The 25,109-nt window shown below is 68.3% G+C and carries 29 protein-coding genes; 15 read left to right on the forward strand and 14 right to left on the reverse strand.

The features are described 5' to 3' along the window. The first annotated feature begins 36 nt into the window (after positions 1-36). Positions 37-498, forward strand: a complete 462-nt coding sequence (locus DMX10_RS11320) for a TIGR02444 family protein (RefSeq protein ID WP_111261154.1) — start codon at positions 37-39, stop codon at positions 496-498. Here the strand turns inward: DMX10_RS11320 and DMX10_RS11325 are convergent. Beyond that, positions 495-1,517 carry an AlgP family protein gene (locus DMX10_RS11325; RefSeq protein ID WP_111261155.1) on the reverse strand — a complete coding sequence of 341 codons (1,023 nt, stop codon included), beginning with the start codon at positions 1,515-1,517 and terminating at the stop codon, positions 495-497. The two genes, DMX10_RS11320 and DMX10_RS11325, sit on opposite strands and share 4 nt — an antisense overlap. 126 nt (positions 1,518-1,643) lie before the next feature. Here DMX10_RS11325 and DMX10_RS11330 point away from each other — a divergent pair, with 126 nt between their 5' ends. Next, positions 1,644-2,285: an FKBP-type peptidyl-prolyl cis-trans isomerase gene (locus DMX10_RS11330; RefSeq protein ID WP_111261156.1), complete on the forward strand. Its 642-nt coding sequence runs from the start codon at positions 1,644-1,646 to the stop codon at positions 2,283-2,285. A gap of 1 nt (position 2,286) precedes the next feature. Here DMX10_RS11330 and rsd read toward each other — a convergent pair whose 3' ends face one another. Beyond that, positions 2,287-2,751, reverse strand: a complete 465-nt coding sequence (rsd, locus tag DMX10_RS11335) for a sigma D regulator (protein ID WP_111261157.1) — start codon at positions 2,749-2,751, stop codon at positions 2,287-2,289. Between the two features lie 283 nt (positions 2,752-3,034). Further along, a complete protein-coding gene (locus tag DMX10_RS11340) occupies positions 3,035-3,526 on the reverse strand; it encodes a disulfide bond formation protein B (RefSeq protein ID WP_111261205.1) in 492 nt (163 codons plus the stop codon). A gap of 105 nt (positions 3,527-3,631) precedes the next feature. Here DMX10_RS11340 and DMX10_RS11345 point away from each other — a divergent pair, with 105 nt between their 5' ends. Then, positions 3,632-4,708 (forward strand): sorbosone dehydrogenase family protein, encoded by a 1,077-nt coding sequence (locus DMX10_RS11345; RefSeq protein ID WP_111261158.1) that lies wholly within the window; start codon positions 3,632-3,634, stop codon positions 4,706-4,708. Between the two features lie 30 nt (positions 4,709-4,738). Here DMX10_RS11345 and DMX10_RS11350 read toward each other — a convergent pair whose 3' ends face one another. The 6 genes from DMX10_RS11350 to DMX10_RS11375 all read right to left on the reverse strand — a co-directional run bounded on the left by DMX10_RS11350 (position 4,739) and on the right by DMX10_RS11375 (position 10,769). Beyond that, positions 4,739-5,968, reverse strand: a complete 1,230-nt coding sequence (locus tag DMX10_RS11350; RefSeq protein WP_111261159.1) for a heme biosynthesis HemY N-terminal domain-containing protein — start codon at positions 5,966-5,968, stop codon at positions 4,739-4,741. Further along, complete coding sequence (locus tag DMX10_RS11355) at positions 5,965-7,125, reverse strand: uroporphyrinogen-III C-methyltransferase (protein ID WP_256604792.1); 1,161 nt, start codon at positions 7,123-7,125, stop codon at positions 5,965-5,967. Before DMX10_RS11355 ends, DMX10_RS11350 begins: the two co-directional genes overlap by 4 nt. Positions 7,126-7,141: 16 nt before the next feature. After that, positions 7,142-7,912, reverse strand: a complete 771-nt coding sequence (locus DMX10_RS11360; protein ID WP_111261161.1) for a uroporphyrinogen-III synthase — start codon at positions 7,910-7,912, stop codon at positions 7,142-7,144. Next, entirely contained in the window at positions 7,909-8,847 is a 939-nt protein-coding gene (hemC, locus tag DMX10_RS11365) for a hydroxymethylbilane synthase (protein ID WP_111261162.1), read from the reverse strand. The genes DMX10_RS11360 and hemC overlap by 4 nt, the downstream gene beginning before the upstream one ends. A gap of 96 nt (positions 8,848-8,943) precedes the next feature. Continuing rightward, a complete protein-coding gene (locus DMX10_RS11370; RefSeq protein WP_111261163.1) occupies positions 8,944-9,690 on the reverse strand; it encodes a LytTR family DNA-binding domain-containing protein in 747 nt (248 codons plus the stop codon). After that, positions 9,687-10,769 (reverse strand): sensor histidine kinase, encoded by a 1,083-nt coding sequence (locus DMX10_RS11375; protein ID WP_111261164.1) that lies wholly within the window; start codon positions 10,767-10,769, stop codon positions 9,687-9,689. Before DMX10_RS11375 ends, DMX10_RS11370 begins: the two co-directional genes overlap by 4 nt. Positions 10,770-10,995: 226 nt before the next feature. Between DMX10_RS11375 and argH the strand changes: the two genes are divergently transcribed. Together argH and DMX10_RS11385 are read left to right on the forward strand one after the other, a co-directional pair. After that, a complete protein-coding gene (argH, locus tag DMX10_RS11380) occupies positions 10,996-12,390 on the forward strand; it encodes an argininosuccinate lyase (RefSeq protein ID WP_111261165.1) in 1,395 nt (464 codons plus the stop codon). Between the two features lie 34 nt (positions 12,391-12,424). After that, positions 12,425-12,997, forward strand: a complete 573-nt coding sequence (locus DMX10_RS11385; RefSeq protein WP_111261206.1) for an AAA family ATPase — start codon at positions 12,425-12,427, stop codon at positions 12,995-12,997. Positions 12,998-13,006: 9 nt separating this feature from the next. Here the strand turns inward: DMX10_RS11385 and DMX10_RS11390 are convergent, their stop codons facing one another. Beyond that, positions 13,007-13,672, reverse strand: a complete 666-nt coding sequence (locus DMX10_RS11390; RefSeq protein ID WP_111261166.1) for a glutathione S-transferase family protein — start codon at positions 13,670-13,672, stop codon at positions 13,007-13,009. Positions 13,673-13,807: 135 nt separating this feature from the next. Here DMX10_RS11390 and DMX10_RS11395 point away from each other — a divergent pair, with 135 nt between their 5' ends. From DMX10_RS11395 to DMX10_RS11410, 4 genes are all read left to right on the forward strand, one after another. After that, positions 13,808-14,098, forward strand: coding sequence for a hypothetical protein (locus DMX10_RS11395; protein ID WP_111261167.1), 291 nt, complete (start codon positions 13,808-13,810; stop codon positions 14,096-14,098). A gap of 78 nt (positions 14,099-14,176) precedes the next feature. Beyond that, on the forward strand, positions 14,177-14,962 hold the full coding sequence (locus tag DMX10_RS11400; protein ID WP_111261168.1) for an ABC transporter substrate-binding protein: 786 nt from the start codon (positions 14,177-14,179) through the stop codon (positions 14,960-14,962). Positions 14,963-15,034: 72 nt separating this feature from the next. Next, positions 15,035-15,286 (forward strand): TIGR02647 family protein, encoded by a 252-nt coding sequence (locus tag DMX10_RS11405; protein ID WP_111261169.1) that lies wholly within the window; start codon positions 15,035-15,037, stop codon positions 15,284-15,286. An 88-nt stretch (positions 15,287-15,374) separates the two neighbouring features. Next, positions 15,375-18,221 carry a class I adenylate cyclase gene (locus DMX10_RS11410; protein WP_111261170.1) on the forward strand — a complete coding sequence of 949 codons (2,847 nt, stop codon included), beginning with the start codon at positions 15,375-15,377 and terminating at the stop codon, positions 18,219-18,221. Between the two features lie 27 nt (positions 18,222-18,248). Here the strand turns inward: DMX10_RS11410 and rnk are convergent, their stop codons facing one another. From rnk to DMX10_RS11430, 4 genes are all read right to left on the reverse strand, one after another. Continuing rightward, a complete protein-coding gene (gene rnk, locus DMX10_RS11415; RefSeq protein ID WP_111261171.1) occupies positions 18,249-18,656 on the reverse strand; it encodes a nucleoside diphosphate kinase regulator in 408 nt (135 codons plus the stop codon). Positions 18,657-18,800: 144 nt separating this feature from the next. Next, entirely contained in the window at positions 18,801-18,998 is a 198-nt protein-coding gene (locus DMX10_RS11420; RefSeq protein ID WP_111261172.1) for a DUF1289 domain-containing protein, read from the reverse strand. Then, positions 18,979-19,311, reverse strand: a complete 333-nt coding sequence (gene cyaY, locus DMX10_RS11425; RefSeq protein ID WP_111261173.1) for an iron donor protein CyaY — start codon at positions 19,309-19,311, stop codon at positions 18,979-18,981. The genes DMX10_RS11420 and cyaY overlap by 20 nt, the downstream gene beginning before the upstream one ends. Before the next feature lie 10 nt (positions 19,312-19,321). Beyond that, the gene (locus tag DMX10_RS11430) at positions 19,322-20,365 is read right to left on the reverse strand and encodes an AraC family transcriptional regulator (RefSeq protein WP_111261174.1); all 1,044 of its coding nucleotides are present in this window, start codon (positions 20,363-20,365) and stop codon (positions 19,322-19,324) included. Between the two features lie 151 nt (positions 20,366-20,516). Here DMX10_RS11430 and DMX10_RS11435 point away from each other — a divergent pair, with 151 nt between their 5' ends. The 6 genes from DMX10_RS11435 to DMX10_RS11460 are packed head-to-tail and all read left to right on the forward strand — an operon-like array spanning position 20,517 to position 25,089. After that, positions 20,517-20,645 carry a lipoprotein gene (locus DMX10_RS11435; protein ID WP_111261175.1) on the forward strand — a complete coding sequence of 43 codons (129 nt, stop codon included), beginning with the start codon at positions 20,517-20,519 and terminating at the stop codon, positions 20,643-20,645. Between the two features lie 10 nt (positions 20,646-20,655). Then, positions 20,656-21,903: a diaminopimelate decarboxylase gene (gene lysA / locus DMX10_RS11440; protein WP_111261176.1), complete on the forward strand. Its 1,248-nt coding sequence runs from the start codon at positions 20,656-20,658 to the stop codon at positions 21,901-21,903. Positions 21,904-21,907: 4 nt separating this feature from the next. After that, a complete protein-coding gene (gene dapF, locus DMX10_RS11445) occupies positions 21,908-22,738 on the forward strand; it encodes a diaminopimelate epimerase (RefSeq protein ID WP_111261177.1) in 831 nt (276 codons plus the stop codon). Positions 22,739-22,751: 13 nt separating this feature from the next. After that, positions 22,752-23,453: a DUF484 family protein gene (locus DMX10_RS11450; protein ID WP_111261178.1), complete on the forward strand. Its 702-nt coding sequence runs from the start codon at positions 22,752-22,754 to the stop codon at positions 23,451-23,453. Between the two features lie 35 nt (positions 23,454-23,488). Next, positions 23,489-24,388: a tyrosine recombinase XerC gene (xerC, locus tag DMX10_RS11455; protein ID WP_111261179.1), complete on the forward strand. Its 900-nt coding sequence runs from the start codon at positions 23,489-23,491 to the stop codon at positions 24,386-24,388. Then, a complete protein-coding gene (locus tag DMX10_RS11460; RefSeq protein WP_111261180.1) occupies positions 24,385-25,089 on the forward strand; it encodes an HAD family hydrolase in 705 nt (234 codons plus the stop codon). The genes xerC and DMX10_RS11460 overlap by 4 nt, the downstream gene beginning before the upstream one ends. The last annotated feature ends 20 nt before the right edge of the window (positions 25,090-25,109 follow it).

A 25,109-nucleotide genomic window follows, 5' to 3' on the forward strand; every position in this document is an offset into this window, starting at 1 on the left:
TTATCAGCTTCATTCCCCCACCGCCCGGTATGCGCCATGCCCCCCGATCTATGGAGTTTCGCCCTTGATCTCTATGCCCGCCCGGGCGTCGAAGATGCCTGCCTGCGCCTGCAGGAGCGCGGCGCCGATGTCTGCCTGCTGCTGGCCGGCGCCTGGCTCGCGCGCCGAGGCGTCAGGCACGACGATGCCCGCGAGGAACAGCTGCGCCTGATCGCCGAACCCTGGCAACGTGAGGTCGTGGAGCCCTTGCGAGCGCTGAGGCGAGGATGGCGCGAAGCGGCGGCCATGGACGAGGAGTTGCGCGCGTTGCGCGAGGCGGTGAAACGGCTGGAGCTGGATGCCGAGCGTCGTCTGCTGGCCCGCCTGGAACAGGCTGCCGCGCCCTGGCCGGAGGCCGCTGGGCATGACGTGGACTGGCTGGAGGGACTGGCCGGAAAAGCGGGGGAGAGTGACCGCGACGCGCTGCAATCGCTGCGCGTCGCGGCCCTCGAGGCTTAAGCCGAAGGCGTGGTCGGTGCTGCGCCGTTGGCAGCCGACGGAGCCGGCGTGGCAGTAGCGGTCGGAGCCGGTGCGGCAGGCTTGGCGACCGGTGCGCTCACCGGGGTGGCGGGCTTGGCCGGCGCCTTCGCGGCAGGCTTGGCAGCAGGTTTGGCAGCGGCCTTGGGTGCCGGCTTCGCAGCCGGCTTGGCCGGGGCCTTGGCGGCTGCCGGCTTGACGGCGACGGGCTTGGCAGCAGGTTTCGCGGCGGCAGCGGGTTTGGCTGCGGCTTTCGCCGGAGCCTTGGCAGCAGGCTTGGCGGCCGGTTTCGCGACCGGCTTGGCAGCGGCTTTCGCAGGGGCGGCAGGCTTGCTGGCAACGGCCTTGGCCGGCGCTTTCGCGGCAGGCTTGGCCGCCGGTTTGGCAGCGGCTTTCACCGGAGCCTTGGCGGCGGCGGGCTTGGTCGCAGCCACTTTGGCCGGAGCCTTCGCAGCAGGTTTGGCCGCCGGCTTGGCAGCAGCGGCTTTGCTTGCCGCAGCCTTGGCCGGTGCTTTCGCGGCAGGCTTGGCAGCGGGTTTGGCGGCGGCTTTCGGCGCGGCCTTGGCGGCCGGTTTGGCGGCGGCGGGCTTGGCCTTGGCTTCACGAGCGACCAGCGCCTTGGCAGCGGCCTCTTTCACCTTGCCGACGCCCTGGGCGATCTTCAGGCTTTCCTGGGAGTCGCGCTTGAGGTCGGCGATGTAGGAGCGGGTCTCGGCCTGGCGGGCCTTCAGCGCGTCGAGCAGGCTTTCCAGCTCCGCTACGGCTTCCCTGGATTTGGCCTGCGCCTTCGCTTTGCCGGCCTTGGCAGCGTCCTGCAGCTTGGTCCGCGCACCGTGGAGTTTTTCCTGGGCCTTGCCGCGTTGCTTCTCCAGTTTGGTGAGCAGTTTCTCGGCATCGACCAACGCTTGGCTACAGGCGTTTTCGAGGTGTTCGATCAGGCTGTGGGAAAGTTGCTGCAACAGGTGCAGCGGGGTGCTTACGGGCTTCTTCTTGGCCGACATGGTGCGCCTCCGGGCGGACGTGGTTGCGCCCATACTAGACGCCTGTTTGAGCCATCGCTAGTTCCCCGTTATTCCAAACTGCATGGCTGGCATAATCGCCGGCATTCCGCTTCTGGAGAACGCCCGATGCGCATCCTCGTCCCCCTGCTTTTCTGCCTCTTCGCTCTGCCCCTTCACGCCGCCGACGAGCAGAAGGATCTCGCCTACAGCATGGGCGTGAAACTGGGGGAGCGGCTGCGCCAGGAAGCACCGGATCTGCAGTTGGACTCACTGCTGCGCGGGCTCGCCCAGGCCTATCGCGGCGAGAAGCCGGAGCTCGACGCGCAGCGCATGGAACAGCTGCTAGACGCCCACGAGACGGTCATCGAACGCAACGGCCAGGACACGCAGAAAGCCATCGCCGCGGAGAAGCGCTTCATCGCGCTGGAGCGCGGCAAGTACGGTGTGCGCGAGTTGAAGGATGGCGTGCTGGTGATCGAGCTGCGCTCCGGCAGCGGCGCGAAACCGGGCGCGCATTCGCAGGTGCGGGTGAACTATCGCGGGCAGTTGGCTGACGGCAGCGTGTTCGATGAGAGCGAGGCGCCGCAATGGTTCCGCCTCGACAGCGTGATCGCCGGCTGGCGGGATGCGTTGCAGGAGATGCCGGTAGGGGCCAAGTGGCGCCTGGTGATTCCCTCGGCCCAGGCCTATGGGGCGGAGGGCGCGGGGGACCTGATTCCGCCCCACGCGCCCCTGGTGTTCGACCTCGAGCTGCTCGAGGTCCGCTGAATCACGCGAGCTGCGCGCCCTGGTTCTGGTGGGCGTTGTGCAGCACCTCGATGAGGCAGTCCTCCAGTTCGAAGCGTTCGTGCAGCAGTGGGCCGAGGCGCTTGAGCTCGGTGGCCAGGCAGACTTCGCGGCTGGCACTGCCGTCGCAGCAGTCGTTGAAGCTCAATGCGACCTCGGTGATGGCTTCGATACGGGGGTAGATCTGCTTGGCGAGATCCAGGCCGCGCTGGTCGCCAAAGGCCTTGGCCTCGTTGAGCAGTTGTTCGTAGACCTCGAAGTGCCCCGCCGACACGTAGTCGACCAGCACTTCGCAGAATCCCTGCAGGTCTTCCACCGCGGGTGCCTGGGGTCTGTCGCTGACGCTGGTGAAGACCCTGACCAGTTCCTGGCGCTCCAGCAACCAGCGGTCGATCAACTGGTGTACCCCACCCCAACGTTCCTGAGCGTTCTGGCAACTTTCGAGCATGATGTCCTCGCTTCCCTTTCGGTAATGCCTTGTTCGTCTGCTCCGAGACGGTTTTTTGTCGATCGGTGCAAATACGGGGAAGACGGCGCGGAAGTGGCAACTTTCCGGCGTCGCGTGCGGGCCAGATTATGCCCGTGCCTGCCTGCCAGCAAGGCACCTCGTCGAGAAAATTTCATACGAGCGTTTAATCGTCGCGCCAGAGCCGGCGCGGCTTCTGCATCAGGGCGGGAGGGTGCGACGAGGGCGCGCGCCCGGCTGCAAGCCAGGCGCGGCGGGGAAAGGATCAGGCGCGACGCAACATCTGGTAGAGCGAGAAGAGGATGCAGCCGGCGAACGCCAGCAGGCTCCACTCGGGAATGCTCATGCCGAACAGGGTCCAGGTGACTTCAGCGCAGTCGGCCGTGCCGTGCAGCATCAGCTTGATGATCTCCTGGAAGGGCAGCGCATCCATCATGTACTCCAGGCTCGGCAGGCAGGCCGGAAGCTGGTCCGCGGGCACGCCCTGCAGCCAGACCTGGCGGCCGGCGGTCGCGGCGCCGCCAGCGGCGAACAGCAACGCCAGCCCGGCGTAGACACGACGACCACGGGCCTGGGGCGCGTGCACGGCGGCGATGAGGCAGACCACGCCGAAGAGGATGATGAAGATGCGCTGCACGATGCACAGGGGGCAGGGCTCCAGGCCCATCGCATGTTCCAGGTAGAGCGCACCGCCCATGACGGCGACACAGGCGAGGAAGGCGGCGAAGAACAGGGAACGGGGGCTGGCCAGGGTCATGGCGGCTCCGAGGAGTGATGAGAGGCCGATACGGTAGAGGAAGCCCATTGGCCTTTCAAGGCGACCGTCTAGTCTGCAGCGGGTGCCCATCCAGAGAAGAACGCCATGCGTCGGTTATTCGCCCTGCTGCTTTTCATGCCCCTGCTGGCCCAGGCGCAACTGCCCCTGGACAGGATCCGCCTGCCGCCGGGGTTCCGCATCGAAGTCCTCAGCGACCGGTTGCCCAGCGCCCGGGAAATGGCCTGGGGCGCCAAGGGCACGCTGTTCGTAGGGAGCAATGCTGCCGGCAAGGTCTACGCGCTGGACACCACCAGCGGCCGTGTAAGCACCCTCGCCAGCGGGCTGCAGATGCCGGTCGGCGTAGCCTTCCACGAGGGTGACCTGTATGTCTCGGCGATCAGCCGCATCCTGCGCCTGCGCGACATCGAGGCGCATCTGGATGCGCCACCGCAGCCCGAGCAGGTCGGCCCGGCCTTCCCCGCCGAAACCCACCACGGCTGGAAGTTCATCGCCTTCGGCCCGGACGGCAAGCTCTACGTGCCGGTGGGGGCGCCCTGCAACGTCTGCGAACGCGACCCCGATCGCTACGCCGCACTGCACCGCATGAACCCCGACGGCAGCGACCTGGAACGGGTGGCCCGGGGTATCCGCAACACCGTGGGGTTCGACTGGCATCCGAAGACCGGCGAGCTGTGGTTCAGCGACAACGGCCGCGACCTGCTCGGCGATGACACGCCGGACTGCGAACTCAACCGCATCACCGCACCCAACCAGCACTTCGGCTTTCCCTACTGCCACGCCGGCAGCGTCGCCGACCCCGAGTTCGGCACGCGCCCCTGCGAGGATTTCATCGCCCCGGTCGCCAGGCTCGGCCCGCACGTGGCGCCGCTCGGGCTGCGCTTCTACACCGGCGGCCAGTTCCCGGCGGAGTACCGCGACAACCTGTTCATCGCCGAGCACGGCTCGTGGAACCGCAGCGAGAAGATCGGCTACCGCATCAAGCGCGTGGAATTGAACGAGGATGGCAGCCTCAAGCGCCAGAGCGTGTTCGCCGAAGGCTGGCTGAAGGATGGCGAGGTCTGGGGGCGCCCGGCGGATGTGCTGGTAGCGCCGGATGGCTCGTTGCTGGTCAGTGACGACCAGGCCGGAGCCATCTACCGCATCAGCTACGAGGGCTCGTGAAAGACGCGCCGCCAGGGCGGCGGCGCGACATCAGACAACGCGGCCGGGCAGGGGCAGGGCGGGCAGGTGCTGCACCAGGCCTTCCTGGAACAGCTGGTTGCTGCGTTCCAGCTCGCCCATCTGCGCCAGCAGGCGGGCCTGCTCGGCGCAGAGCTCCGGCTCGCGGGAGAAGCTCAGGCCGGTATCGAAGTACTCGCGAGCCTTGCCCCACAGGCTGTTCTGCAGGCACAGCCGGCCCAGGGTGAGGAACAGCGCCGGGTCGGTCGGGTGGTCCTTGAGGAAGGCTTCGGCGGTCTGCAGCTGGCGCGCCGGATCGGCGCCACGCAGGCGTCCGTAGAAGCGCACCAGGGCGTCGTCATAGCCACGCTTGAGGGCGATGCGCACCGCCTCCTCGGCCTCGGGCTCGGCCCCCAGGTGACGCAGCTGGTCGGCGAACGCCAGCACCAGGCGTGGCTCGGCGCGCTGCGCGGCGGAAAGATGCTGCCAGGCCTGGATCAGCGGGTTGAGCGCGGCCTCGCCTTCATTGAGGCCGGCCTGCCCGGCGTGCACCAGGCGATCGCTCCACACGCTCAGCTCCAGCTGGTTGAGTTCGGCTTCCGGTAGCGCCTTGTTCTTGCGCAGGTCAGGCAGCAGGCCGACCAGGGCCGCCGAGTCACCGCGCTGGCAATGCAGCTGGAGCAACTGGCGCAGCACCTGGTGATGGCGCGGATGGCGCTCCTGCATGACCTTGAGGGTTTCCAGCGCGGCATCGCTCTCGCCACGCTCCTGTTGCAGTTCGGCATGCGCCAGGGCGATGGCCAGTTCGGCCTGCGGCTGGCGTTCCAGGGCGCGCTCGAGGAGCTGGTCGCTCTCCTCGTACTGGCCGATGCGGTTGGCCGCCCGGGCCGCACCGAGGTAGTACATCAAGGGCTGGGGGTCGGCCTCGGCGGCACGACGCAGGTGGCGCAGGGCGCGGGCCCAGCGGCCTTCGGCCAGGTCCAGCAGGCCTTGCTCGGAGGCCAGGCGCACCCGACGGCGAGCATTGCGCCGGGACCAGGGGTTGACCACGCCGCCGGAGACGAACACCAGGGTCAGCAGCGCGCGCACCAGCCAGAGCAGCAGCACCACCACCGCGACCAGGGCGAGGAAAGCCCAGAGGCTGGACTCGTAGCGGAAGCCCTTGTAGGCGAAGAGGACGTAGCCAGGGTGCTGGACCACGGCCATGCCCACCAGGGTGCCCGCAGCGGCCAGGAGCAGCAGGACGAGGATGATCCGTCTCATTGGCCCTGGCCCTCCACCGGCGGCGCCGCTTCAGGGTCCTGCGACGGGTCGGCCTCGGGCGCGGCGGCGGCCTTCGGATCGGCGAGGCGCTGGCTGCGCTGCAGGTAGGCCTGGAGGGCTTCGAGGGAAGCGCCGAGGTCGGGAGTCCTCACTTCGACCGGCTGGGTGGCGAGCTCGTCGATGCGTGCCAGCAGGGCGCGGCTCTCCGGGTTCTCGGCGTTGAACTGCGAATCCAGCACCTCGCGCGCCTGCTTCAGCGACTGGCGATAGACCTGGGTCTGGCCATGCAGCGCCGCCCACTGCGCCTGCTCCAGGGCGAGCGACAGGGCCAGGCGTACCTGGGACAGCCCTTGCCCCGCGAGCAACGGCTTGATGTTCTGGTCGGCGTCGAACTGGATGCGGAAGTAGTGGGAGAGCTTCTCCAGCCACTCGGCCCACCAGCTGCCGCCATCGCCGTCGGCGGCCATGTTGCGCAGCACGCCGCCCTTGTCCTCGAAAGCCGGGGCCAAGGGGTTGAGTTGAGCCGCCTGCTCGCGCAACGCGCCGAGTTGCAGGAACAGCCCGGTGCGATCCGGTTGCGGGGTGGTGCGCAGCGCCTCGAGGCTGCGCGCGAGTTGTTCACGGGCGGCGAAGGCGGCGGGGTCGTCCTGGTCGCGGAGGATGTCGTCGGCCGCTTCCACCAGGGCCTTGGCGCTGGTGATGTCCTGCAGCGCGGAGAGGCGCAGGCTGGCCAGGCGCAACAGGTGCTCGGCCTCGGCCAGGCGCCAGTCCTTGCGGCTGGCACCGAGAACGGTCTCCAGGCGCTGGCTCAGGCGCTGCTGGTCGCCCTGCAGGTCGGCCAGCAGGCGGCGGCGCTCGTCCAGCTCTTCGGCGCTGGGCAGCTGGTCGAGGCGCTCGGTGAGCGTTTTCTCGCGCTGCTGCAGGGACTGGGCCTGGCCACGGGCGTCTTCGACCATGCTCAGTTGCTGCTGGTCGCGGGCCTCGAGGCTGCGTATCTGCCACAGGCTCCAACCGGCGACGGCGACGCCGGCGGCGCCCACCAGCAATGCCAGGATGGCCAGGCCACCGCCCCGGGAAGCCGGCTTGGCGGTGGCAGGAATGACGGGCTCGGAGGCCGGGGGTTGCTGCTCGGTTTTAGCCAGATCTGCTTCGCTCACGTATCCATCCTTTGCATCAGGGGGCCGGGGCCGGATGACTTTCCAGCGCCGCCAGCAAGGCCGAGGCGCTGGCGCCCCGGCAGTCCACAACGACTTGCGCGCCCGCATCGCGCGCCAGTTCGGCCACGCGCGGGCTCGGTACGAACAAGGGTAGACGGGCCAGGGAGGGCCAATCATCCCCGGCCAGTGCGTTCAGGTGCTCGAAACCCTGCCCACTGCTGACCACCAGGCCGTTCAGGCGTTCCGCTCGAATCAGCCGTTGCAGGCTGCGCGGCGGGTAGTCGGGCAGGCAGCGGCGGTAGAGTTCCAGATAGTCCACCGTCACGCCTTGGCCGCGCAAACGCTCGGCGAGGAATTCTCGGCCACCCTCGCCACGCATGATCAGCACGCGCGCCTGCGGGGCGGCCAGCGCCTCGGTGAATGCCGGCAGCGCCAGCAGGGCTTCGCTGTCATCGCCGCTTTCCGGCCAGCGGGTATCGAGGCCGGCAGCCGCGAGCACCTCGCCGGTGGCGGCGCCAACGCTGAACCAGCGGACCTGGGCGGGAGGTTGCGGCCAGTGGCGCGCGAGACGCTCGAGGCCGAGGCGGGCAGCGGGCTTGCTGACCACGATCACCGCGCGATAGCGGTCGAGGCCGAGGAAGGTGGTGCGCTGTTCGGGGGCTTCGTCCAGCCTCTGGATCTCCAGCAGCGGCAGGCTGGCGCTGTGCACGCCGTGCGAGGCGAGGAGCTCGCCCAGCGCGGCGCTGTCGTCGGCGGGGCGCGTCAGCAGCAGGCGCCAGCCGGTCACGGGTGGCCGGCCTCACCGTAGACGGCCTGGAGGATGGCCTCTGCGCCCTGGCCCAGCAGGTCTTCGGCGACACGCACGCCGAGGCTCTCGGCGTCGCTGGCCAGCGCGCGGGACTCGGCGCGCAGCAGGGTACCGCCGTCGGGCTGGCCGACCAGGCCGCGCAGCCACAGCTGGTCGTCCTCGAGGATCGCGTAGCAGGCGATGGGTACCTGGCAGCCGCCATTGAGGCGCTTGTTCAGTGCGCGCTCGGCGGTGACGCGCAGGGCGGTGTCGCGGTGGTGCAGGGGCGCCAGCAGGGCGTGGATCTCGGTGTCGGCGGTGCGGCACTCGATGCCCACCGCGCCCTGGCCGCCGGCGGGCAGGCTGTCGTCGACGCTGATGGAGGAACGGATGCGCTCCTGGAAGCCGAGGCGGATCAGGCCGGCGGCGGCGAGGATGATGGCGTCGTATTCGCCGGCGTCGAGCTTGGCCAGGCGGGTGTTCACGTTGCCACGCAGGAACTGGATCTTCAGGTCCGGGCGACGCGCCAGCAGCTGGGCCTGGCGGCGCAGGCTGGAAGTGCCGACCACGGCACCGGCGGGCAGCGTATCGAGGCTGTCGAAGGTGTTGGAGACGAAGGCGTCGCGCGGGTCTTCGCGCTCGCAGATGCAGAACAGGCCGAGGCCGTCGGGGAAGTCCATGGGCACGTCCTTCATGGAGTGCACGGCGATGTCGGCCTCGTTCTCCAGCAGGGCGGTTTCCAGTTCCTTGACGAACAGGCCCTTGCCACCGATCTTCGCCAGGGGCGCGTCGAGCAGCTTGTCGCCGCGGCTGACCATGGGCACCAGGCTGACCGTGAGCCCGGGATGGGCCTTTTCCAGGCTGGCTTTGACGAACTCGGCCTGCCACAGGGCCAGGGCACTCTTGCGGGTGGCGATGCGAATCTCGCGGGACATGGATGATGACTTCCGGAAGCAGGACTGCCCGGAATGATAACAGGCAAGACAGCCGCAGGCGCGCGGGCGACCACCCGGCGCCTGCGGCCATGCGTCCTAGAGGTTGTGCATCAGCTTGCGCACACCGGCGACATGGCGCCGGCTGACCGTCAGCGCATCGCCATTGAGACCCTTGAGGAACAGCTGGAAGTGCCCGAGCGGGGTGCGCTGCAGGCGCTCGATGCGCTCACGGGCGACCAGGGCGTTGCGGTGGATGCGCACGAAACGATCACCGAACTCGTCCTCCAGTGCCTTCAGCGGCTCGTCCAGCAACACCTCGCCATGCTCGTGACGCAGGGTCACGTACTTGTGGTCGGCGATGAAGTAGATGACCTGGTCCAGGGGGATCAGCTCGATGCCCTTGCGGGTCCTGGCGCTGATGTGCGAACGCGGCCCGGTGCCGCTTTCCGCGGCGGGGCGGGTGAGTGCCGCCAGTTGCACCCGGTTCGGGCGCTCGGCCTTCTTCAGGGCTTCGGCCAGTGACTCCGGCCGCACCGGCTTGACCAGGTAACCCACGGCGCTGACCTGGAAGGCATCCAGGGCGAACTCGTCATGGGCGGTGCAGAAGATCACCGCGGGCGGCGCTTCCTTCTCACAGAGCCGCGCGGCCACCTGCAGGCCATCGAGCCCTGGCATGCGGATGTCGAGCAACACGACATCCGGTTTCAGGCTGTCGATCAGGGTCAGAGCCTCTTCGCCATTGGTGGCGGCGGGCTCCAGAACTCGGTATCCGTCGAGGTCGCCGATCAGGCGGCTGAGACGCTCTCGGGCAAGGGGTTCGTCATCGACGATCAGGACATTCATATTGCTCGGGCTTCCTGCGTGAGTCTCGCACAAGGATAGCGTAGACAGGTGAAGTGGCGACCGTCACGGCGCTCCACGCTGAGACTGGCTCTGGAGCCGAAAAGTGCCGTAAGTCGGGCATCAATATTCGTCAGTGCCTGGTGGGTTCCGCGTGAAGGCTGGGGTTCCGCACTCGTGTCGAACGGGTTGCTCACGCAGAGCAGGAACACACCATCCCTGTACTCGGCTTCCACCCGCACCAGTCCCCCCTCTATACGCGGTTGAATGCCATAGATGAGGGCATTCTCCAGCAGGGGCTGCAGGGTCAGTTGTGGAATCGGCAAATCATTGGGCACTTCGTCTACCTGCCAATCCAACTGTAGCCGTTCTCCGAGACGATATTGCTCGATCGACAAATATCGTTTCGCCAGCTCCAGCTCCTCGGCCCAGCTGACCAGGGTGCCGGGCTTGGCCAGGCTGGCGCGGAACAGGTCGGAAAGATCGAGCACCGCCTGCTCGGCCTTGTACGGATCGATGGCCACCAGGCTGGCGATGCTGTTCAGGCTGTTGAACAGGAAGTGCGGACGGATACGTGCCTGCAGCGATTCGATGCGCGCGCGCAGCTCGGCCTGCTGCTGCCGGCGCCACTGGCTCTGCAGGTAGAAGTAGCGCAGCAGCAGCGCCGACATGATCAGGCTGATCAGACCGTGGCGCAGGTAGAGGTTGACTTCGCCGGCGCGCGGCAGCGGCCCGCCCAGGTCGTAATAGTCGGCCACGGCGGTGCAGGTGAGGGTCAGGCCGACCACGATCAGGCAGCAGATGATCCCCGCCAGCGCCGCGCTGATGCGCGCCAGCAACGGACGCAGCCGACAGAGCAGGGCGGCGGAAAGCAGCACGATCCACTGTACGAAGAGCGAGGTGAGCGCCAGGCGCACCCAGTCGAAGTTGGGCAGCATGGGCTCGGCCAGTACCAGCACCATCACCAGCAGCTCGGCGAGCAGCACGAGGCCGAGCAGCGCCTCCGGCAGGCACAGCTCGGGCAGGAAGAAATCGTCGATGGACGCGGCGGGGCGCGCCTTGTTGCGGCTGTCGTCAGGCATCCGGGCAGTTTCCGCAAGCGCCCGCCGGGCGGCAAGCCAGAGCGCTCCGGCCGGGCGAAATAAAGCACCGAAATGCTGCTGGAGATGAAAAACTGTGAAGCAGGCTACAAACGCCGACCGGCAGGTCACTCGGACGGGACGCGCCGGTTTCACCAGCAACGCTGTTATTATCGCCGGTAATTTTTCGGCCATCGGCCTTCCTTCACCTCCAGCACCGAGCCCACTCATGAGCACCGACAAGACCAACCAGTCCTGGGGTGGCCGCTTCAGCGAGCCCGTCGACGCCTTCGTCGCCCGCTTCACCGCCTCCGTCGACTTCGACAAGCGCCTGTACCGCCACGACATCATGGGCTCCATCGCCCACGCCACCATGCTGGCCGAAGCCGGCGTGCTGACCGGGGATGAGCGCGACGCCATCGAGAAGGGCCTGAAGGAAATCCAGGCCGAGATCGAGGCCGGCACCTTCGAATGGCGCGTCGACCTGGAAGACGTGCACATGAACATCGAGGCGCGCCTGACCGACCGCATCGGCATCACCGGCAAGAAGCTGCACACCGGCCGCTCGCGCAACGACCAGGTGGCCACCGACATCCGCCTCTGGCTGCGCGACGAGATCGACATCATCCTCGGCGAGATCACCCGCCTGCAGCAGGGCCTGCTGGAGCAGGCCGAGCGCGAAGCGGACACCATCATGCCCGGCTTCACCCACCTGCAGACCGCGCAGCCGGTGACCTTCGGCCACCACCTGCTGGCCTGGTTCGAAATGCTCAGCCGCGACCACGAACGCCTGGTCGACTGCCGCAAGCGCGTCAACCGCATGCCGCTGGGCAGCGCCGCCCTGGCCGGCACCACCTACCCGATCCAGCGCGAAGTCACCTGCCGCCTGCTGGGCTTCGACGCCGTCGGCGGCAACTCGCTGGACGGCGTTTCCGACCGCGACTTCGCCATCGAATTCTGCGCCGCCGCCTCCCTGGCGATGATGCACCTGTCGCGCTTCTCCGAAGAGCTGGTGCTCTGGACCAGCGCCCAGTTCCAGTTCATCGACCTGCCCGACCGCTTCTGCACCGGCTCCTCGATCATGCCGCAGAAGAAGAACCCCGACGTGCCCGAGCTGGTGCGTGGCAAGTCCGGCCGCGTGTTCGGCGCCCTGACCGGCCTGCTGACCCTGATGAAGGGCCAGCCGCTGGCCTACAACAAGGACAACCAGGAGGACAAGGAGCCGCTGTTCGACGCCGCCGACACCCTGCGCGACTCCCTGCGCGCCTTCGCCGACATGATCCCGGCGATCAAGCCGCGCCATGCGGTGATGCGCGAAGCGGCCCGTCGCGGCTTCTCCACCGCCACCGACCTGGCCGACTACCTGGTGCGCAAGGGCCTGCCCTTCCGCGACTGCCACGAGATCGTCGGCCATGCGGTGAAGTACGGCGTGGAAAGCGGCAAGGACCTGGCCGAGATGAGTCTCGACGAGCTGCGCAAGTTCAGCGACCAGATCGACGACGACGTCTTCGCCGTGCTGACCCTGGAAGGCTCGGTCAATGCCCGCGACCACATCGGCGGCACGGCGCCGAGCCAGGTCCGCGCCGCCGTCGCGCGTGGCAAGGCGCTGCTCGCCGTACGCTGATCACGAGGTCGCCCCGCGACCGGCAGGGATGCCCATGCAGGACCACACCCCCGACACCTGGCCGACGCAGGTCGGCCAGCGTATTTCCATCGTCGGCTGCTCGGGCTCGGGCAAGACGCACCTGGCACGCCGCCTGGCCGCACGCCTGGGCTGCCCGCACATCGAGCTCGACGCGATCTTCCACCAGCCCGGCTGGCAGCCCCTGCCCCGCGCCGAATTCCGCGCGCGGGTCGAGGCCGCCCTGCAGGCGCCGCGCTGGATCGTCGAAGGCGCCTACTCGACGGTGCGTCCGCTGACGCTTTCCCGCGCCGACACGGTGATCTGGCTCGACCTCCCGCGCCCGGTCGTGATGCGCCAGGTCATCGCCCGCACCCTGGGCCGCCTGCTGCTGCGCAAGACGCTGTGGAACGGCAACCGCGAACGCCTGCGCAACCTGCTGAGCCTGGACCCGGAACGCTCGATCATCCTCTGGACCTGGACCCGCCACGCGGTCTACCGCGCGCGCTTCGCCGCCGAGCAGCGGGACCCGGCCAACGCCGGGGTCCGCTTCATCAGGCTGGGGTCGCGAGCGGAACTCGACGCCTGGCTGGACAGCCTGCCCGGCTGAAGCCGGGCCTCAGCCCCGCGCGCGGGCCTTGACGGCCTCGAGGAAGCCGGGCATCTCCCGCGCCTTGTCGGCGGCGATGCGCTGCACATGGGCCTCGGCACCGAGCTTGGCCAGCAGCGCACGGGCGCCGGGCAAATCCGCCAGCAGGTCGGTGGCGAACAGCTTCTGCGCCACCTCGCAGGCGAGGTCGATGCTGTAGAGGAAATACAGGTCGGCCAAGCTCATGGAATCGCCCGCCACATAGGGCGCGAAGCGGCCGTGGCGGGCCAGGGCGGCGACGCCGGCCAGCAGCTCGGCCTTGCCCTTCTCGCGGATCGCCTCCGGCAGCGGCATGCCGAAGAAGGCCTGTGGATAACAACTGCGCGCCGGCAGCTCGATGTACAGCTCGATCTCACGCACCAGCGCACGGACCACGCCACGCTGGTACGCATCGGCCGGCAGCAGCGGACGCTGGGGGAAGCGTTCCTCCAGGTATTCGAGGATGGCGCCGGTCTCGTTGATGAAGCCCTGCTCGGTCTCCAGCACCGGCACCTTGCCGCGCGGGCTGATGGCGAGGAACGCCGGCTCCTGGCTGCCATGGACCAGCACTTCCTCGAAGGGAATGCCTTTGGTCAGCAGCGCCAGCTTGACCATGTTGTAGTAATTGCTGACGGAAAAACCGTGGAGCTTGAGCATGGGGCCTCCTGGCCGTGCGGGGTGGGCGTTCGTTCTTATAGACCCGCCCACGCGGGCCGCGCCAGCAGGATCAGGGCAGTGAATGGAAGAACACGCCGTGGCACACTGCGCGCCTGCACAACGAGGAGCAGTGCCATGAGCGAGCACGACGACAGCGAAGAGGCCTTCGCCGAGCAAACCCTGATCCAGGCCATCGAGAACCAGCTGGAAGCCGACAACCCGCCGACGGCCAAGGCCACCCTGAACAAGCTGACCCTGGTGGGCTACGAGCGCGAGGAGAGCGTCCAGCTCATGGCCCTGGTGCTGGCCCGGGCGATCGCCCGCCTGGAGGGCGACCAGCCCTTCGACCTGGCCTGGTACGAAGCCGCCCTCAGGGCGTTGCCCGAGCTGCCGGACGACGGCGACGAAGACGACGGGGAATCTTGATCCACGCCGGGATCACCCATCGCAACAGGCCCTAGCATCGCGCCATCCCACCCGAGCGTCGTCGAGGTCCAGGCCCCCATGAGTTCGAGCCCGCTGCGCGTCACCCGCCTCGCCCGCCGGGCGCTCTCCGGCCTGCTGCTCCTGCTGGCCATCGGCGCCCATGCCGAGCCGCTGCAGATTGGCGCCGAGGACGACTGGTACCCCTTCACCGCGTTCCGCGATGGCGCGGTGCGCGGCATGTCGGCGGAGATCGTGCTGGCCGCCTTCGCCGCCGCCGACACCCCGGTGGAGCTCGTGCCCTATCCCTATTCCCGCTGCATGCAGCTCGCCCTCCAGGGCAAGCTGGCGGGCTGCTTCAACACCGCGCCGGACGCACGTATCGCCGAGGCCTACCAGTTGCCCCGGCACCCGTTGTTCCGCGACGACATCCTGCTCTGGTCGCGTGTCGACCGGGCCACCCCGGTGGTGGACCTGCAAGGCCTGGAGGGCGCGCGGGTGGCCGTGACCATCGGCTACGAGTACGGCACCCGCTTCGATGCCCTGCGCACCCTGGAGCGGGTGCCGGTGCGCAAGGACCTCAACGGCTTCCTGATGCTGCAGCACGGCCGCGTCGACTACGTGGTGGCCTACCGCGCCACCACCGCCGAGCTGCTGCGCGAGCATCCCGAGCTCGCCGGCAGCTTCCAGGCCGTGGGCACGGTGCACCAGCCGGAGCTGTACCTGTCGTTCTCGCGCAGCGCACCGCGCGCCGGCTGGCTGCTGCAGCGCTTCGACCTGGGCATGCAGCGCATCCAGGAGGACGGTCGCTACCAGGCGATCCTTGACCGCTGGCAATACGGCGAGGCGATCTACCCGGCAGACTGAGCCTGGCCTACTACACTGATCCGTCACACCTGCCCACACGAAGGCGGGCCCACCAGAAGCCCAGGAGTCACCATGTCGTATACCCCCGAGCTCATCGCCGAACTGGAACTGCTGACCCTGTTCAACCTGGACAACACCCAGGAGGGACTCAAGGTGCACAACAACGCCTCGTCCAAGGTCATAGGCGCGGTCACCCGTCTCCACCAGAAGAAACTCATCACCCAGCCCGATGGCGGCTACCTCACCAGCCTGGGGCTGGACGCTGCCGAACACGCCCAGAGCCTGCTCACCATCCTCACCACCGAGCCCGTCCATTCAAGCTGAAACGCGTCCGCGCCGATAACCCGGGCACAACCCTGCCCGGCCGCTTCGCCGGCTGGTAGGCTGTGCCCACCCACCCGGCAGAAGCTCCATGACGCGCACCCAGGAAATCCGCCCCGACATCGATGACGGCATCGACCGCAAGGTCCTCGCGCAGCTGCGCGCGCGCTTCCTGAAGGTCAACGGTGGGCGCCTGGAACGTGCCATGCAGGGCCTTTCCACGCGCCAGCAGCTGGTGCTGCGCCTGTTGCCGCTGCTGTTCCACGTCAACCATCCGCTGCTGCCCGGCTACGTGTCCGGGCAGACGCCTGCGGGCCTGTCCAACTACGAGCCCGACGACGAGGTGCTGGCCGAAGTCCAGCGCCTGACCCGCTCCTTCGCCTACAAGGCCCGCCGGGGCAACCCGCCGATGCCGATCCACGGCCTGTTCCTGATGGGCAGCCTGGGCACGGTGGCGCAGGCCGAGCAGAGCGACATGGACCTCTGGGTCTGCCACGCACCGGACCTGTCCGCCGCCGAGGTAGCCGAACTGCGCCGCAAGTGCGAGCAACTGGAAACCTGGGCCGCGACCCAGGGCACCGAGGCGCACTTCTTCCTCATCGACCCCCAGCGCTTCGTGGTCGGTGACCGCGAAACCCAGCTCACTTCCGACGACTGCGGCACCACCCAGCACTACCTGCTGCTGGACGAGTTCTACCGCACCGCCATCTGGCTCGCCGGGCGCACGCCGCTCTGGTGGCTGGTGCCGGTCTACGAGGAAGGGCGCTACGCCGAGTACACCGAGAAGCTGCTGTCACGCCGCTTCATCCGTGCCGAGGAGGTGCTGGACCTGGGCCACCTGGCCCACATCCCGGTGGGCGAGTTCATCGGTGCGGGCATGTGGCAGCTGTTCAAGGGCATCGAATCGCCCTACAAGTCGGTGCTCAAGCTGCTGCTCACCGAGGTCTACGCCAGCGAGCACCCACGGGTGCACTGCCTGTCGCTGCGCTTCAAGCACGCGGTCTACGCCAACCACCTCGACCTCGACGAGCTCGACCCCTACATAGTCGTGTACCGCCGCCTGGAGGAGTACCTGACGGCGCGCGGCGACCGCGAGCGCCTGGAGCTGATCCGCCGCTGCCTTTACCTCAAGGTCAACAAGAAGCTCAGCCGCCCGCCGCGCAACCGCCAGAAGAGCTGGCAGCGCCTGCTGTTCGAGCGCCTGACCCGTGAGTGGCAGTGGGATGCGCGGCAGCTGGCCATGCTCGACAGCCGCAGCCAGTGGAAAGTGCGCCAGGTGAGCGCCGAACGCCGCGCGCTGGTCAACGAGCTGACCTACAGCTATCGCTTCCTGTCCGAATTCGGCCGCAGCCAGCAGGCCATCAGCTCGCTCAACAGTCGCGACCTCGGCGTACTCGGCCGGCGCCTCTATGCCGCTTTCGAACGCAAGGCCGGCAAGGTGGAATTCATCAACCCCGGCATCGCCCCGGACCTGGCCGAAGACACCCTGACCCTGGTCCAGTGCCCCAGCCCGGAGGCCCAGGGCGAGACCCAGTGGGCACTCTTCCCGGGCAGCCTGAACGCCCAGGAGTGGCGCGATTTTGCGCCGATAAAGCGCGCCCGCGAGCTGATCGAGCTGCTCGCCTGGTGTCACCGCAACGGCGTGATCGACCCCAGCACGCGCCTGTCCCTGAACCCCGGCACCAGCGACCTGACCGAGTTCGAGCTGTCCAACCTGATCGCCAGCCTGCAGCAGAGCATCCCGCTGCCGCTGCCGCCGGTGGGCGAAGCGGCGCTGCTGCGCGCCAGTGCTCCGAGCGAAGTGCTGCTGCTGATCAACGTCGGCATCGACCCGCTCAAGCAGCACAGCCAGATGAACGTGCACATGACCACCGAGCGCACCGATTCTCTCGGTTACTCCGGCGTGCGCGACAACCTGGTGCTGACCATCGACCAGGTCACCCTGAACAGCTGGAACGAGCTGCTGGTGACCCGCTACGACGGGCCCTTCGCCCCGCTGGACTGCCTGCGCGACTTCCTCAACGCGACGCCTGCGGACATGCAGCCGCACCTGCGCGTGCGCTGCTTCTGCCGCAACCGCGCCCAGGCCATCGCCCAGCGCGTGGAAGAGCTGTTCCGTGACGCCCTGGCGCACCTGGGCAGCCCCGATACCACCCGCTACCTGCTGCAGGTGCGCCAGCAATACCACGTGCTGGAGCTGCTGCCCGGGCAGGTCAGCCACACCGCCCTGGATGACCTGCCGGCGCTGCTGGAACACCTGGGCGAGGACCTGCCGACCTACAGCCCGCTGTTCCTCGACCGCTACGCCCTGGAAGGCGAGGACCTGGCGCTGATCCTGCCGCTGGGCCGACCGAACTGCATCCAGGTGTTCTTCCGCCAGGACGGCGACAGTGCCGAACTGACCCTGCTCGACGAACACAACGCCCTGTGGCGCCAGCGCCAGCCGTTCCGCGACCAGCAGAGCCTGCTCACGCCGCTGCAGCGCTTCCTGCAATCGGTGCTCTACCGACGCAACGCCCTGCTGCCCCTGGACAGCCCGACGCCCCCGAGCGACCTGGAGATCCTCTACTACGAGGTGCTGCCCTCACCGCCGCAGCGCGCGCAGCAGGTCGAGCGCCGCGCAGCGCCGCAGGCACCGGTCAGCCATCCGTTCTACGACGTGCAGGCGATCGTCGAGCCGCTGGACACGGATCGCGTCCACGTCACGCTCTATTGCAACCACCGGGAATTCTCGGAACTGGAATACGGCGGCGAGCTTTTCGCCTCCGTGGCCCGGCACATCCTCTCGCAGCGCAGCGAGGCCGAGCGTTACCCCTGCTACATCACCGACCTGGACCTGTCGCGGGTCCTCGGCGAGGGCCATGCGCAGACGGTTCACTACCTGCGCTACAAGGCCGAGCTCGAAAAGCAGCTCAACCAGGCCCTGAACAAGGCCTGACCGCCGGGGAGGCGGCCAGGTCGTCGATCAGCGATCGTATTCGCCAGCCGCCTCGGGCTGGTACTCGACCGCCAGCAATTGCAGCTTGAGGGTCTTGCCACCCGGCGCCGGCCAGTCGATGTGCTGGCCCACGGACAGGCCGAGCAGGGCGCTGCCGATGGGGGCGAGGATGGAGACGGTGCCTTCGCCACCGGCGTCCTGCGGGTAGACCAGGGTCAGGTGGTAGTCCTTGCCGCTCCCCTCTTCACGACAGTGCACGCGGGTATTCATGGTCACTACGCCCGGCGGTACCTCCTCGTGGCCCACCACCTGGGCGCGAGCGAGCTCCCGCTCCAGCGCCTCGGCGCCGGGGCCGAAGTCCTCCAGTTCATCGAGCAGGCGCTCCAGTCGCTGCAGGTCGAGGCGGGTGATGATGATCGAGGGTTGAGTGCTCATGGCAAATCCGAAACTCCTGAATCCTTGGCTCAAAAAAGCGAAACCCCGCCCGAAGGCGGGGTTTCAGATCTGTGAGCCGATGCGTTCGAGCACCGGCCCGACCGACACTACGTCAGTGCGGGCGCTGTTGGCAAGACCGGGCGGTCAGCGGGCGCTCTGACGCACGCGCCGAGCGGCCTGCTCGCGGATCTGCCGGCGACGTTCATCGCCTGCTTCGTTCCACTCCAGGATCTCACCCAGGGTGCGTCCGCATCCGACGCAAACGTCGGTGTCGTCCAGGCAGCACCTGCGGATGCAGGGCGAGGCCCGGGGATCGGGCTCGTCAGAGCTCTTCGAACTCAAGTTCTTCACCGGACTGCTCGCGGGTCACGCGGCCCAGCAGTTCGCCCAGGGGCTCCTCGCTGGTGTCGCAGATCCACAGGCCGGCGGCCTCGTCGTAGTCGAAGTGGAAACCGCCGGAACGCGCCGCCACCCACAACTGGCGCAGCGATTCCTGGCGGCTGAGGATGACCTGGGTGCCATTTTCGAAGCGGATGGTCAGGACGCCTGCGCTGTTCTCCAGGTCGACGTCCAGGTCGCTGCTGTCGAAGATGTCTTCGATGGCTTCCTGAGCGGCATCGATCAGATCGTGGAAACGCGCTTCGCTCAAACTCATAGGGGGCTCCTCAGGGAAAGGGTGATAAATGGCGCCGGTACTCGCCGGGGCTCTGCCCGGTCCAGCGACGGAAGGCTCGGGCCAGCGAACCGGGCTCGCTGAAACCGACGAAGAAGGCGATATCGGCGAGTTCCAGCGCCGGATCGCGCAGATAATGCAGCACCAGCTGCTGGCGCGTCTCGTCCACCAGCTGGCTGAACGACAGGCCGGCCTCGCGCAGGCGACGCTGCAGTGTACGCGGACTCAGCGCCAATGCCTCGGCCAGGCGCTCCAGGTCGGGGCCCTGCTCCGACAGCTGGCCGGCGAGGATGACCCGGGCCCGGTCGAGCACGCTGCTGCCACGGTTGATCTCGCCAAGCAGGCGATCGGCATAGGCATCGAGCATCTGCCGCACCTGGGCGTCGGCCTGGCCGAGCGGTGTGGCCAGCAGGCGCCGGGGGAAGACCAGCGCGTTGTCCGCCTGGCCGAACAGCACCGGGCAGCGGAAGATCCGCTGGTACTCGGTGAGATCGGCCGGCGCGGCGTGCTGGAAACGCACCTCGGTAGGCGGGATATCCAGGCCGCTGATCCAGCGCCCGAAGGTCACCCAGCCGGCGAGGGACTCTTCCGCCACCTGCTCGCGCTGCTGTGGCAGCAAGGGTTCCCAGCTGTGCACCACCAGCGGCTCATGGCCCGGGCGTTCCGGCTCGTCTGCCAGGTCGACCCGCCCCAGGTTGCCCACCAGCGCCGCATAGCGCGCCTGGCGGTGCAGGGCGTCGGCCAGGGTCGCGCAGCTCATCAGCAGGTAACCGAGCACACCGTAGTAACCGGGCCGCACCGCTTCGCCCAGGTGCAGGCCGAGGTGCGTGTCGCCGGTCAGGCGGATGCCCTGGGCGAGCAGCTCGAGGTAGGCGCTGGCGGCGATGCGCTGGTCACGCTGGCCGAGGATGGCCGGCGTCAGCTGCACGTGCGCCAGCAGTTCGGCGGGCTCGATGCCCTGGCGCGCCAGGTGATCGACCAGGCCTTGCAGGTAGGCCACCGAAACCGAGCTGGCGAGCGGGGTGGAAAGGTCCATTCGGCCTCCGTTTTTGGGCGCCAATCCTAGGCCCGCAGAGGGCCGATTGGCTAGCCGCAAGCCACGTCCGGCGGGTTTTCCGGCGCATAGGCAAGGCGCCGGGCGGTCGGTATACTCCCGGGCAATTCACGCTTTCTTCAAGGATTTCGCCATGAAGCGACTGCTCACCCCTTTCGTCGCGCTCCTCGCCGTTGCCTGCCTGCTCGCCGGTTGCGGCCAGAAGGGCCCGCTGTATCTGCCGGACGAATCCAAGCCGTCTTCCGCCGAACATTCGCACTGAGGGGGCGCTGATGGACGCCTTCACTTACCGCGACGGTGAGCTGTTCGCGGAGGGCGTGGCGTTGTCCGCCATCGCCTCGCGCTTCGGCACGCCGACCTACGTCTATTCCCGCGCCCACATCGAGGCGCAGTACCGCTCCTATGCCGATGCCCTGTCGGGTGTGCCGCACCTGGTCTGCTATGCGGTCAAGGCCAACTCCAACCTCGGCGTGCTGAACCTCCTGGCGCGCCTGGGCGCGGGCTTCGACATCGTCTCCAGCGGCGAGCTGGAGCGTGTGCTCGCCGCCGGTGGCCGCGCCGACCGCATCGTCTTCTCCGGCGTCGGCAAGAGCCGCGACGACATGCGCCGCGCCCTGGAAGTGGGCGTGCACTGCTTCAACGTCGAGTCCACCGAGGAGCTCGAGCGCCTGCAGGTCGTCGCTGCCGAGATGGACATGCAGGCCCCGGTCTCCCTGCGGGTGAACCCCGATGTGGATGCCGGCACCCACCCCTACATCTCCACCGGCCTGAAAGAGAACAAGTTCGGCATCGCCATCGAGCAGGCCGAGGCCGTTTACCTGCGCGCCGCCTCGCTGCCGAACCTGGACGTGATCGGTGTCGACTGCCACATCGGCTCCCAGCTGACCACGCTGCCGCCCTTCCTCGATGCGCTCGACCGCCTCCTGGCGCTGATCGACCGCCTCGCCACCCAGGGCGTGCACATCCGCCACCTGGACCTCGGCGGCGGCCTCGGCGTGCGCTACAAGGACGAGCTGCCGCCAGTCGCCGGCGACTACATCAAGGCCGTGCGCGAGCGCATCGCCGGGCGCGAGCTGACCCTGGTCTTCGAACCGGGCCGCTACATCGTCGCCAATGGCGGCGTGCTGCTGACCCAGGTGGAATACCTCAAGCACACCGAGCACAAGGACTTCGCGATCATCGACGCGGCCATGAACGACCTGATCCGCCCGGCCCTGTACCAGGCCTGGATGGACGTGGTGCCGGTCGAGCCTCGCGATGGCGAGAAGCGTCGCTACGACCTGGTCGGCCCCATCTGCGAGACCGGCGACTTCCTCGCCAAGGACCGCGAACTGGCACTGGCCGAAGGCGACCTGCTGGCCGTGCGCTCCGCCGGTGCCTATGGCTTCGTCATGAGCTCCAACTACAACACCCGCGGCCGTGCCGCCGAGGTGCTGGTGGACGGTGAGCGGGCACACGAGGTCCGCCGTCGCGAGACCGTCGAGGAACTCTACGCCGGCGAAAGCCTGCTACCGGAGTGAACCCATGCTGCTGCGTTTCACCAAGATGCACGGCCTGGGCAATGACTTCATGGTCCTCGACCTGGTCAGCCAGCACGCGCACATCCAGCCCAAGCACGCCAAGCAATGGGGCGACCGCAACACCGGCATCGGTTTCGACCAGCTGCTGATCGTCGAGGCGCCGACCAACCCGGACGTCGACTTCCGCTACCGCATCTTCAATGCCGATGGCTCGGAGGTCGAACAGTGCGGCAACGGCGCCCGCTGCTTCGCCCGCTTCGTGCTGGACAAGCGCCTGACGGTGAAGAAGCAGATCCGCGTCGAGACCAGGAGCGGGATCATCGAGCTGGACGTGCGCGCCGATGGCCAGGTCCGCGTCGACATGGGCCCGCCCCGCCTGGCGCCCCAGCAGATCCCCTTCGTCGCCGACGCCGAGGCGCTGAGCTATGCCGTCGAGGTCGACGGTCGCCAGGTCGAGCTGGCCGCCCTGTCCATGGGCAACCCCCATGCGGTGCTGCGGGTCGAGGATATCGACAAGGCACCGGTCCACGAGCTGGGCCCGAAGATCGAACACCACCCGCGCTTCCCGCAACGGGTCAACGTCGGCTTCCTCCAGGTGATCGATCGCCACCAGGCGCGCCTGCGCGTGTGGGAGCGTGGTGCGGGGGAAACCCAGGCCTGTGGCACCGGCGCCTGCGCCGCCGCGGTCGCCGCCATCCGCCAAGGCTGGATGGACTCGCCCGTGCAACTGGAGCTGCCGGGTGGCAAGCTGTCCATCGAATGGGCCGGCCCCGACCAGTCCGTGATGATGACCGGACCCGCCGTACGCGTGTACGAAGGGCAGGTCCGCCTATGAGCGAGCAGCGAGCATGAGTGACAAGCACCAGGAACCGCCTCAGCACCTCGAGGCCGAGACGGTCGCCGCCTACCTGCGGCACCACCCGGAGTTCTTCGTCGACCACGAGGAGCTGATCCCCGAACTGCGCATCCCGCACCTGCCGGGCGAGGCCGTCTCCCTGGTGGAGCGCCAGGTCAAGCTGCTGCGCGAGCGCAACATCGAGATGCGCCATCGGCTCTCGCAGCTGATGGACGTCGCCCGGGACAACGACCGGCTGTTCGACAAGACCCGCCGCCTGGTGCTCGACCTGCTCGACGCCGGCACCCTGGAAGAGGTGGTCAGCGCGGTGGAAGACAGCCTGCGCCATGAGTTCCAGGTGCCCTTCGTCAGCCTCATCCTGTTCAGCGACAGCACCCTGCCGGTAGGCCGCAGCGTCACCAGCGTGGAAGCGCAACAGGCCGTCGGCGGCCTGCTGGTCGCCGGCAAGACCATCTGCGGCGTACTGCGTGCCCATGAGCTGGAATTCCTCTTCGGCAAGGAAGAGGGCGCCAAGGTCGGCTCCGCCGCCGTGGTCTCCCTCAACCACCAGGGCCAGCACGGCATCCTGGCCATCGGCAGCCATGATCCGCAGCACTACAAGAGCTCGCTGGGCACCCTGTTCCTCGGCTACATCGCCGAGGTCCTGGCCCGCGTGCTGCCCCTCTTCGCCTCCCCGCTGCGTTCGGTGAGGTAGGCGGCGGGCAACGGCACAGCGGCAGGAGTAGACGGATGAACGCCGATCTGGACCGCTACATCGAACACCTGCGCAGCGAGCGCCAGGTTTCCCCCCATACCCTCGACGGCTACCGCCGCGACCTGGGCAAGGTCGTCGCCCTGTGCGAGGCCTTCGCCGTCGCCGACTGGTCCGCGCTCGACCCGCGCACCCTGCGCAGCATGGTCGCCCGGCTGCACCAGCAGGGGCAGTCGAGCCGCAGCCTGGCGCGACTGCTCTCCGCGGTACGGGGGCTCTACCGCTACCTGGTACGCGAAGGGCGCTGCCGTCACGACCCGGCCAGCGGACTCAGCGCGCCCAAGGGCGAGCGCCGCCTGCCCAAGACCCTCGACGCCGACCGCGCCCAGCAATTGCTGGACGGCGCGGTCGAAGACGACTTCATCGCCCGCCGCGACCAGGCGATCCTCGAGCTGTTCTATTCCTCGGGCCTGCGCTTGTCCGAGCTGGTGGGCCTGAACCTCGACGGCCTCGACCTGGCCGACGGCAGCGTGCGCGTGCACGGCAAGGGCAACAAGGTGCGCGAGCTGCCGGTCGGGCGCATGGCCCGGCAGGCGCTGGAGCACTGGCTGCCGCTGCGCGCCCTGGCCAACCCGCAGGACGGCGCCGTATTCATCGGCCGCACCGGGCGCCGCCTGGGGCCGCGTGCCATCCAGCTGCGCGTGCGCGCCGCCGGTGTACGCGAGCTGGGCCAGCACCTGCATCCGCACATGCTGCGCCACTCCTTCGCCAGCCACATGCTGGAGTCGTCCCAGGACCTGCGCGCCGTGCAGGAACTGCTCGGCCACGCGGACATCTCCACCACGCAGATCTACACCCACCTGGACTTCCAGCACCTCGCGGCGGTCTATGACAAGGCCCATCCCCGGGCCAAGCGCAACAAGGCGAGCGACGAATGAGCATCCAGCTGATCACCTTCGACCTCGACGACACCCTGTGGGACGTCGCCACCGTGATGCACGGCGCCGAGGCGACGCTGCGCGAGTGGCTGGCGCTGCAGGCACCGAAGCTGGGCCCGGTGCCCATCGAGCACCTGTGGGCGATCCGCGCGCGGTTGCTGGCGGACGAGCCCGGGCTCAAGCACCGCCTCAGCGAACTGCGCCGACGCATCCTCTTCCACGCACTGGAAGAGGCCGGCTATCCCCGTGACGAGGCAAGCGCCCTGGCCAGCCGTGGCTTCGAGGTCTTCCTCGAGGCACGTCACCGCATCGACCTGTTCCCCGAGGTGCACCCGACCCTGGAGATACTCGCCAACCGCTATCGCCTGGCGGTGATCACCAACGGCAACGCCGATGTGCGTCGCCTGGGGCTGGCCGACTACTTCCAGTTCGCCCTGTGTGCCGAGGAGCTGGGCGTCGGCAAGCCCGACCCGCACCCCTTCGAGGAAGCCTTGAAGCGCGCCGGGGTCGCGGCCGAGAGGGCGGTCCACATCGGCGACCACCCCAGCGACGACATCCACGGCGCACGCAACGCCGGGATGCGCGCCATCTGGTTCAACCCGCAGGGCAAGCCCTGGGAGGGCGAGACCGATCCTGACGCGGAGGTTCGCAGCCTGGCGGAACTGCCGGCCCTGCTGGGCCGCTGGAACACCCCGGGCTGAGTACTCCGCGCCCATGAAAA

This window comes from Pseudomonas sp. 57B-090624, assembly GCF_003234055.1.
In the GTDB taxonomy this organism is placed as follows: Bacteria; Pseudomonadota; Gammaproteobacteria; order Pseudomonadales; family Pseudomonadaceae; genus Metapseudomonas; species Metapseudomonas tohonis.

Coding starts and splice junctions, on each gene's coding strand:
- DMX10_RS11320 (WP_111261154.1), top strand. CDS start 37: ATGCCCCCCGATCTATGGAGTTTCGCCCTTGATCTCTATGCCCGCCCG.
- DMX10_RS11325 (WP_111261155.1), bottom strand. CDS start 1,517: ATGTCGGCCAAGAAGAAGCCCGTAAGCACCCCGCTGCACCTGTTGCAG.
- DMX10_RS11330 (WP_111261156.1), top strand. CDS start 1,644: ATGCGCATCCTCGTCCCCCTGCTTTTCTGCCTCTTCGCTCTGCCCCTT.
- rsd (WP_111261157.1), bottom strand. CDS start 2,751: ATGCTCGAAAGTTGCCAGAACGCTCAGGAACGTTGGGGTGGGGTACAC.
- DMX10_RS11340 (WP_111261205.1), bottom strand. CDS start 3,526: ATGACCCTGGCCAGCCCCCGTTCCCTGTTCTTCGCCGCCTTCCTCGCC.
- DMX10_RS11345 (WP_111261158.1), top strand. CDS start 3,632: ATGCGTCGGTTATTCGCCCTGCTGCTTTTCATGCCCCTGCTGGCCCAG.
- DMX10_RS11350 (WP_111261159.1), bottom strand. CDS start 5,968: ATGAGACGGATCATCCTCGTCCTGCTGCTCCTGGCCGCTGCGGGCACC.
- hemC (WP_111261162.1), bottom strand. CDS start 8,847: ATGTCCCGCGAGATTCGCATCGCCACCCGCAAGAGTGCCCTGGCCCTG.
- DMX10_RS11370 (WP_111261163.1), bottom strand. CDS start 9,690: ATGAATGTCCTGATCGTCGATGACGAACCCCTTGCCCGAGAGCGTCTC.
- DMX10_RS11375 (WP_111261164.1), bottom strand. CDS start 10,769: ATGCCTGACGACAGCCGCAACAAGGCGCGCCCCGCCGCGTCCATCGAC.
- argH (WP_111261165.1), top strand. CDS start 10,996: ATGAGCACCGACAAGACCAACCAGTCCTGGGGTGGCCGCTTCAGCGAG.
- DMX10_RS11385 (WP_111261206.1), top strand. CDS start 12,425: ATGCAGGACCACACCCCCGACACCTGGCCGACGCAGGTCGGCCAGCGT.
- DMX10_RS11390 (WP_111261166.1), bottom strand. CDS start 13,672: ATGCTCAAGCTCCACGGTTTTTCCGTCAGCAATTACTACAACATGGTC.
- DMX10_RS11395 (WP_111261167.1), top strand. CDS start 13,808: ATGAGCGAGCACGACGACAGCGAAGAGGCCTTCGCCGAGCAAACCCTG.
- DMX10_RS11400 (WP_111261168.1), top strand. CDS start 14,177: ATGAGTTCGAGCCCGCTGCGCGTCACCCGCCTCGCCCGCCGGGCGCTC.
- DMX10_RS11405 (WP_111261169.1), top strand. CDS start 15,035: ATGTCGTATACCCCCGAGCTCATCGCCGAACTGGAACTGCTGACCCTG.
- DMX10_RS11410 (WP_111261170.1), top strand. CDS start 15,375: ATGACGCGCACCCAGGAAATCCGCCCCGACATCGATGACGGCATCGAC.
- rnk (WP_111261171.1), bottom strand. CDS start 18,656: ATGAGCACTCAACCCTCGATCATCATCACCCGCCTCGACCTGCAGCGA.
- cyaY (WP_111261173.1), bottom strand. CDS start 19,311: ATGAGTTTGAGCGAAGCGCGTTTCCACGATCTGATCGATGCCGCTCAG.
- DMX10_RS11430 (WP_111261174.1), bottom strand. CDS start 20,365: ATGGACCTTTCCACCCCGCTCGCCAGCTCGGTTTCGGTGGCCTACCTG.
- DMX10_RS11435 (WP_111261175.1), top strand. CDS start 20,517: ATGAAGCGACTGCTCACCCCTTTCGTCGCGCTCCTCGCCGTTGCCTGC.
- lysA (WP_111261176.1), top strand. CDS start 20,656: ATGGACGCCTTCACTTACCGCGACGGTGAGCTGTTCGCGGAGGGCGTG.
- dapF (WP_111261177.1), top strand. CDS start 21,908: ATGCTGCTGCGTTTCACCAAGATGCACGGCCTGGGCAATGACTTCATG.
- DMX10_RS11450 (WP_111261178.1), top strand. CDS start 22,752: ATGAGTGACAAGCACCAGGAACCGCCTCAGCACCTCGAGGCCGAGACG.
- xerC (WP_111261179.1), top strand. CDS start 23,489: ATGAACGCCGATCTGGACCGCTACATCGAACACCTGCGCAGCGAGCGC.
- DMX10_RS11460 (WP_111261180.1), top strand. CDS start 24,385: ATGAGCATCCAGCTGATCACCTTCGACCTCGACGACACCCTGTGGGAC.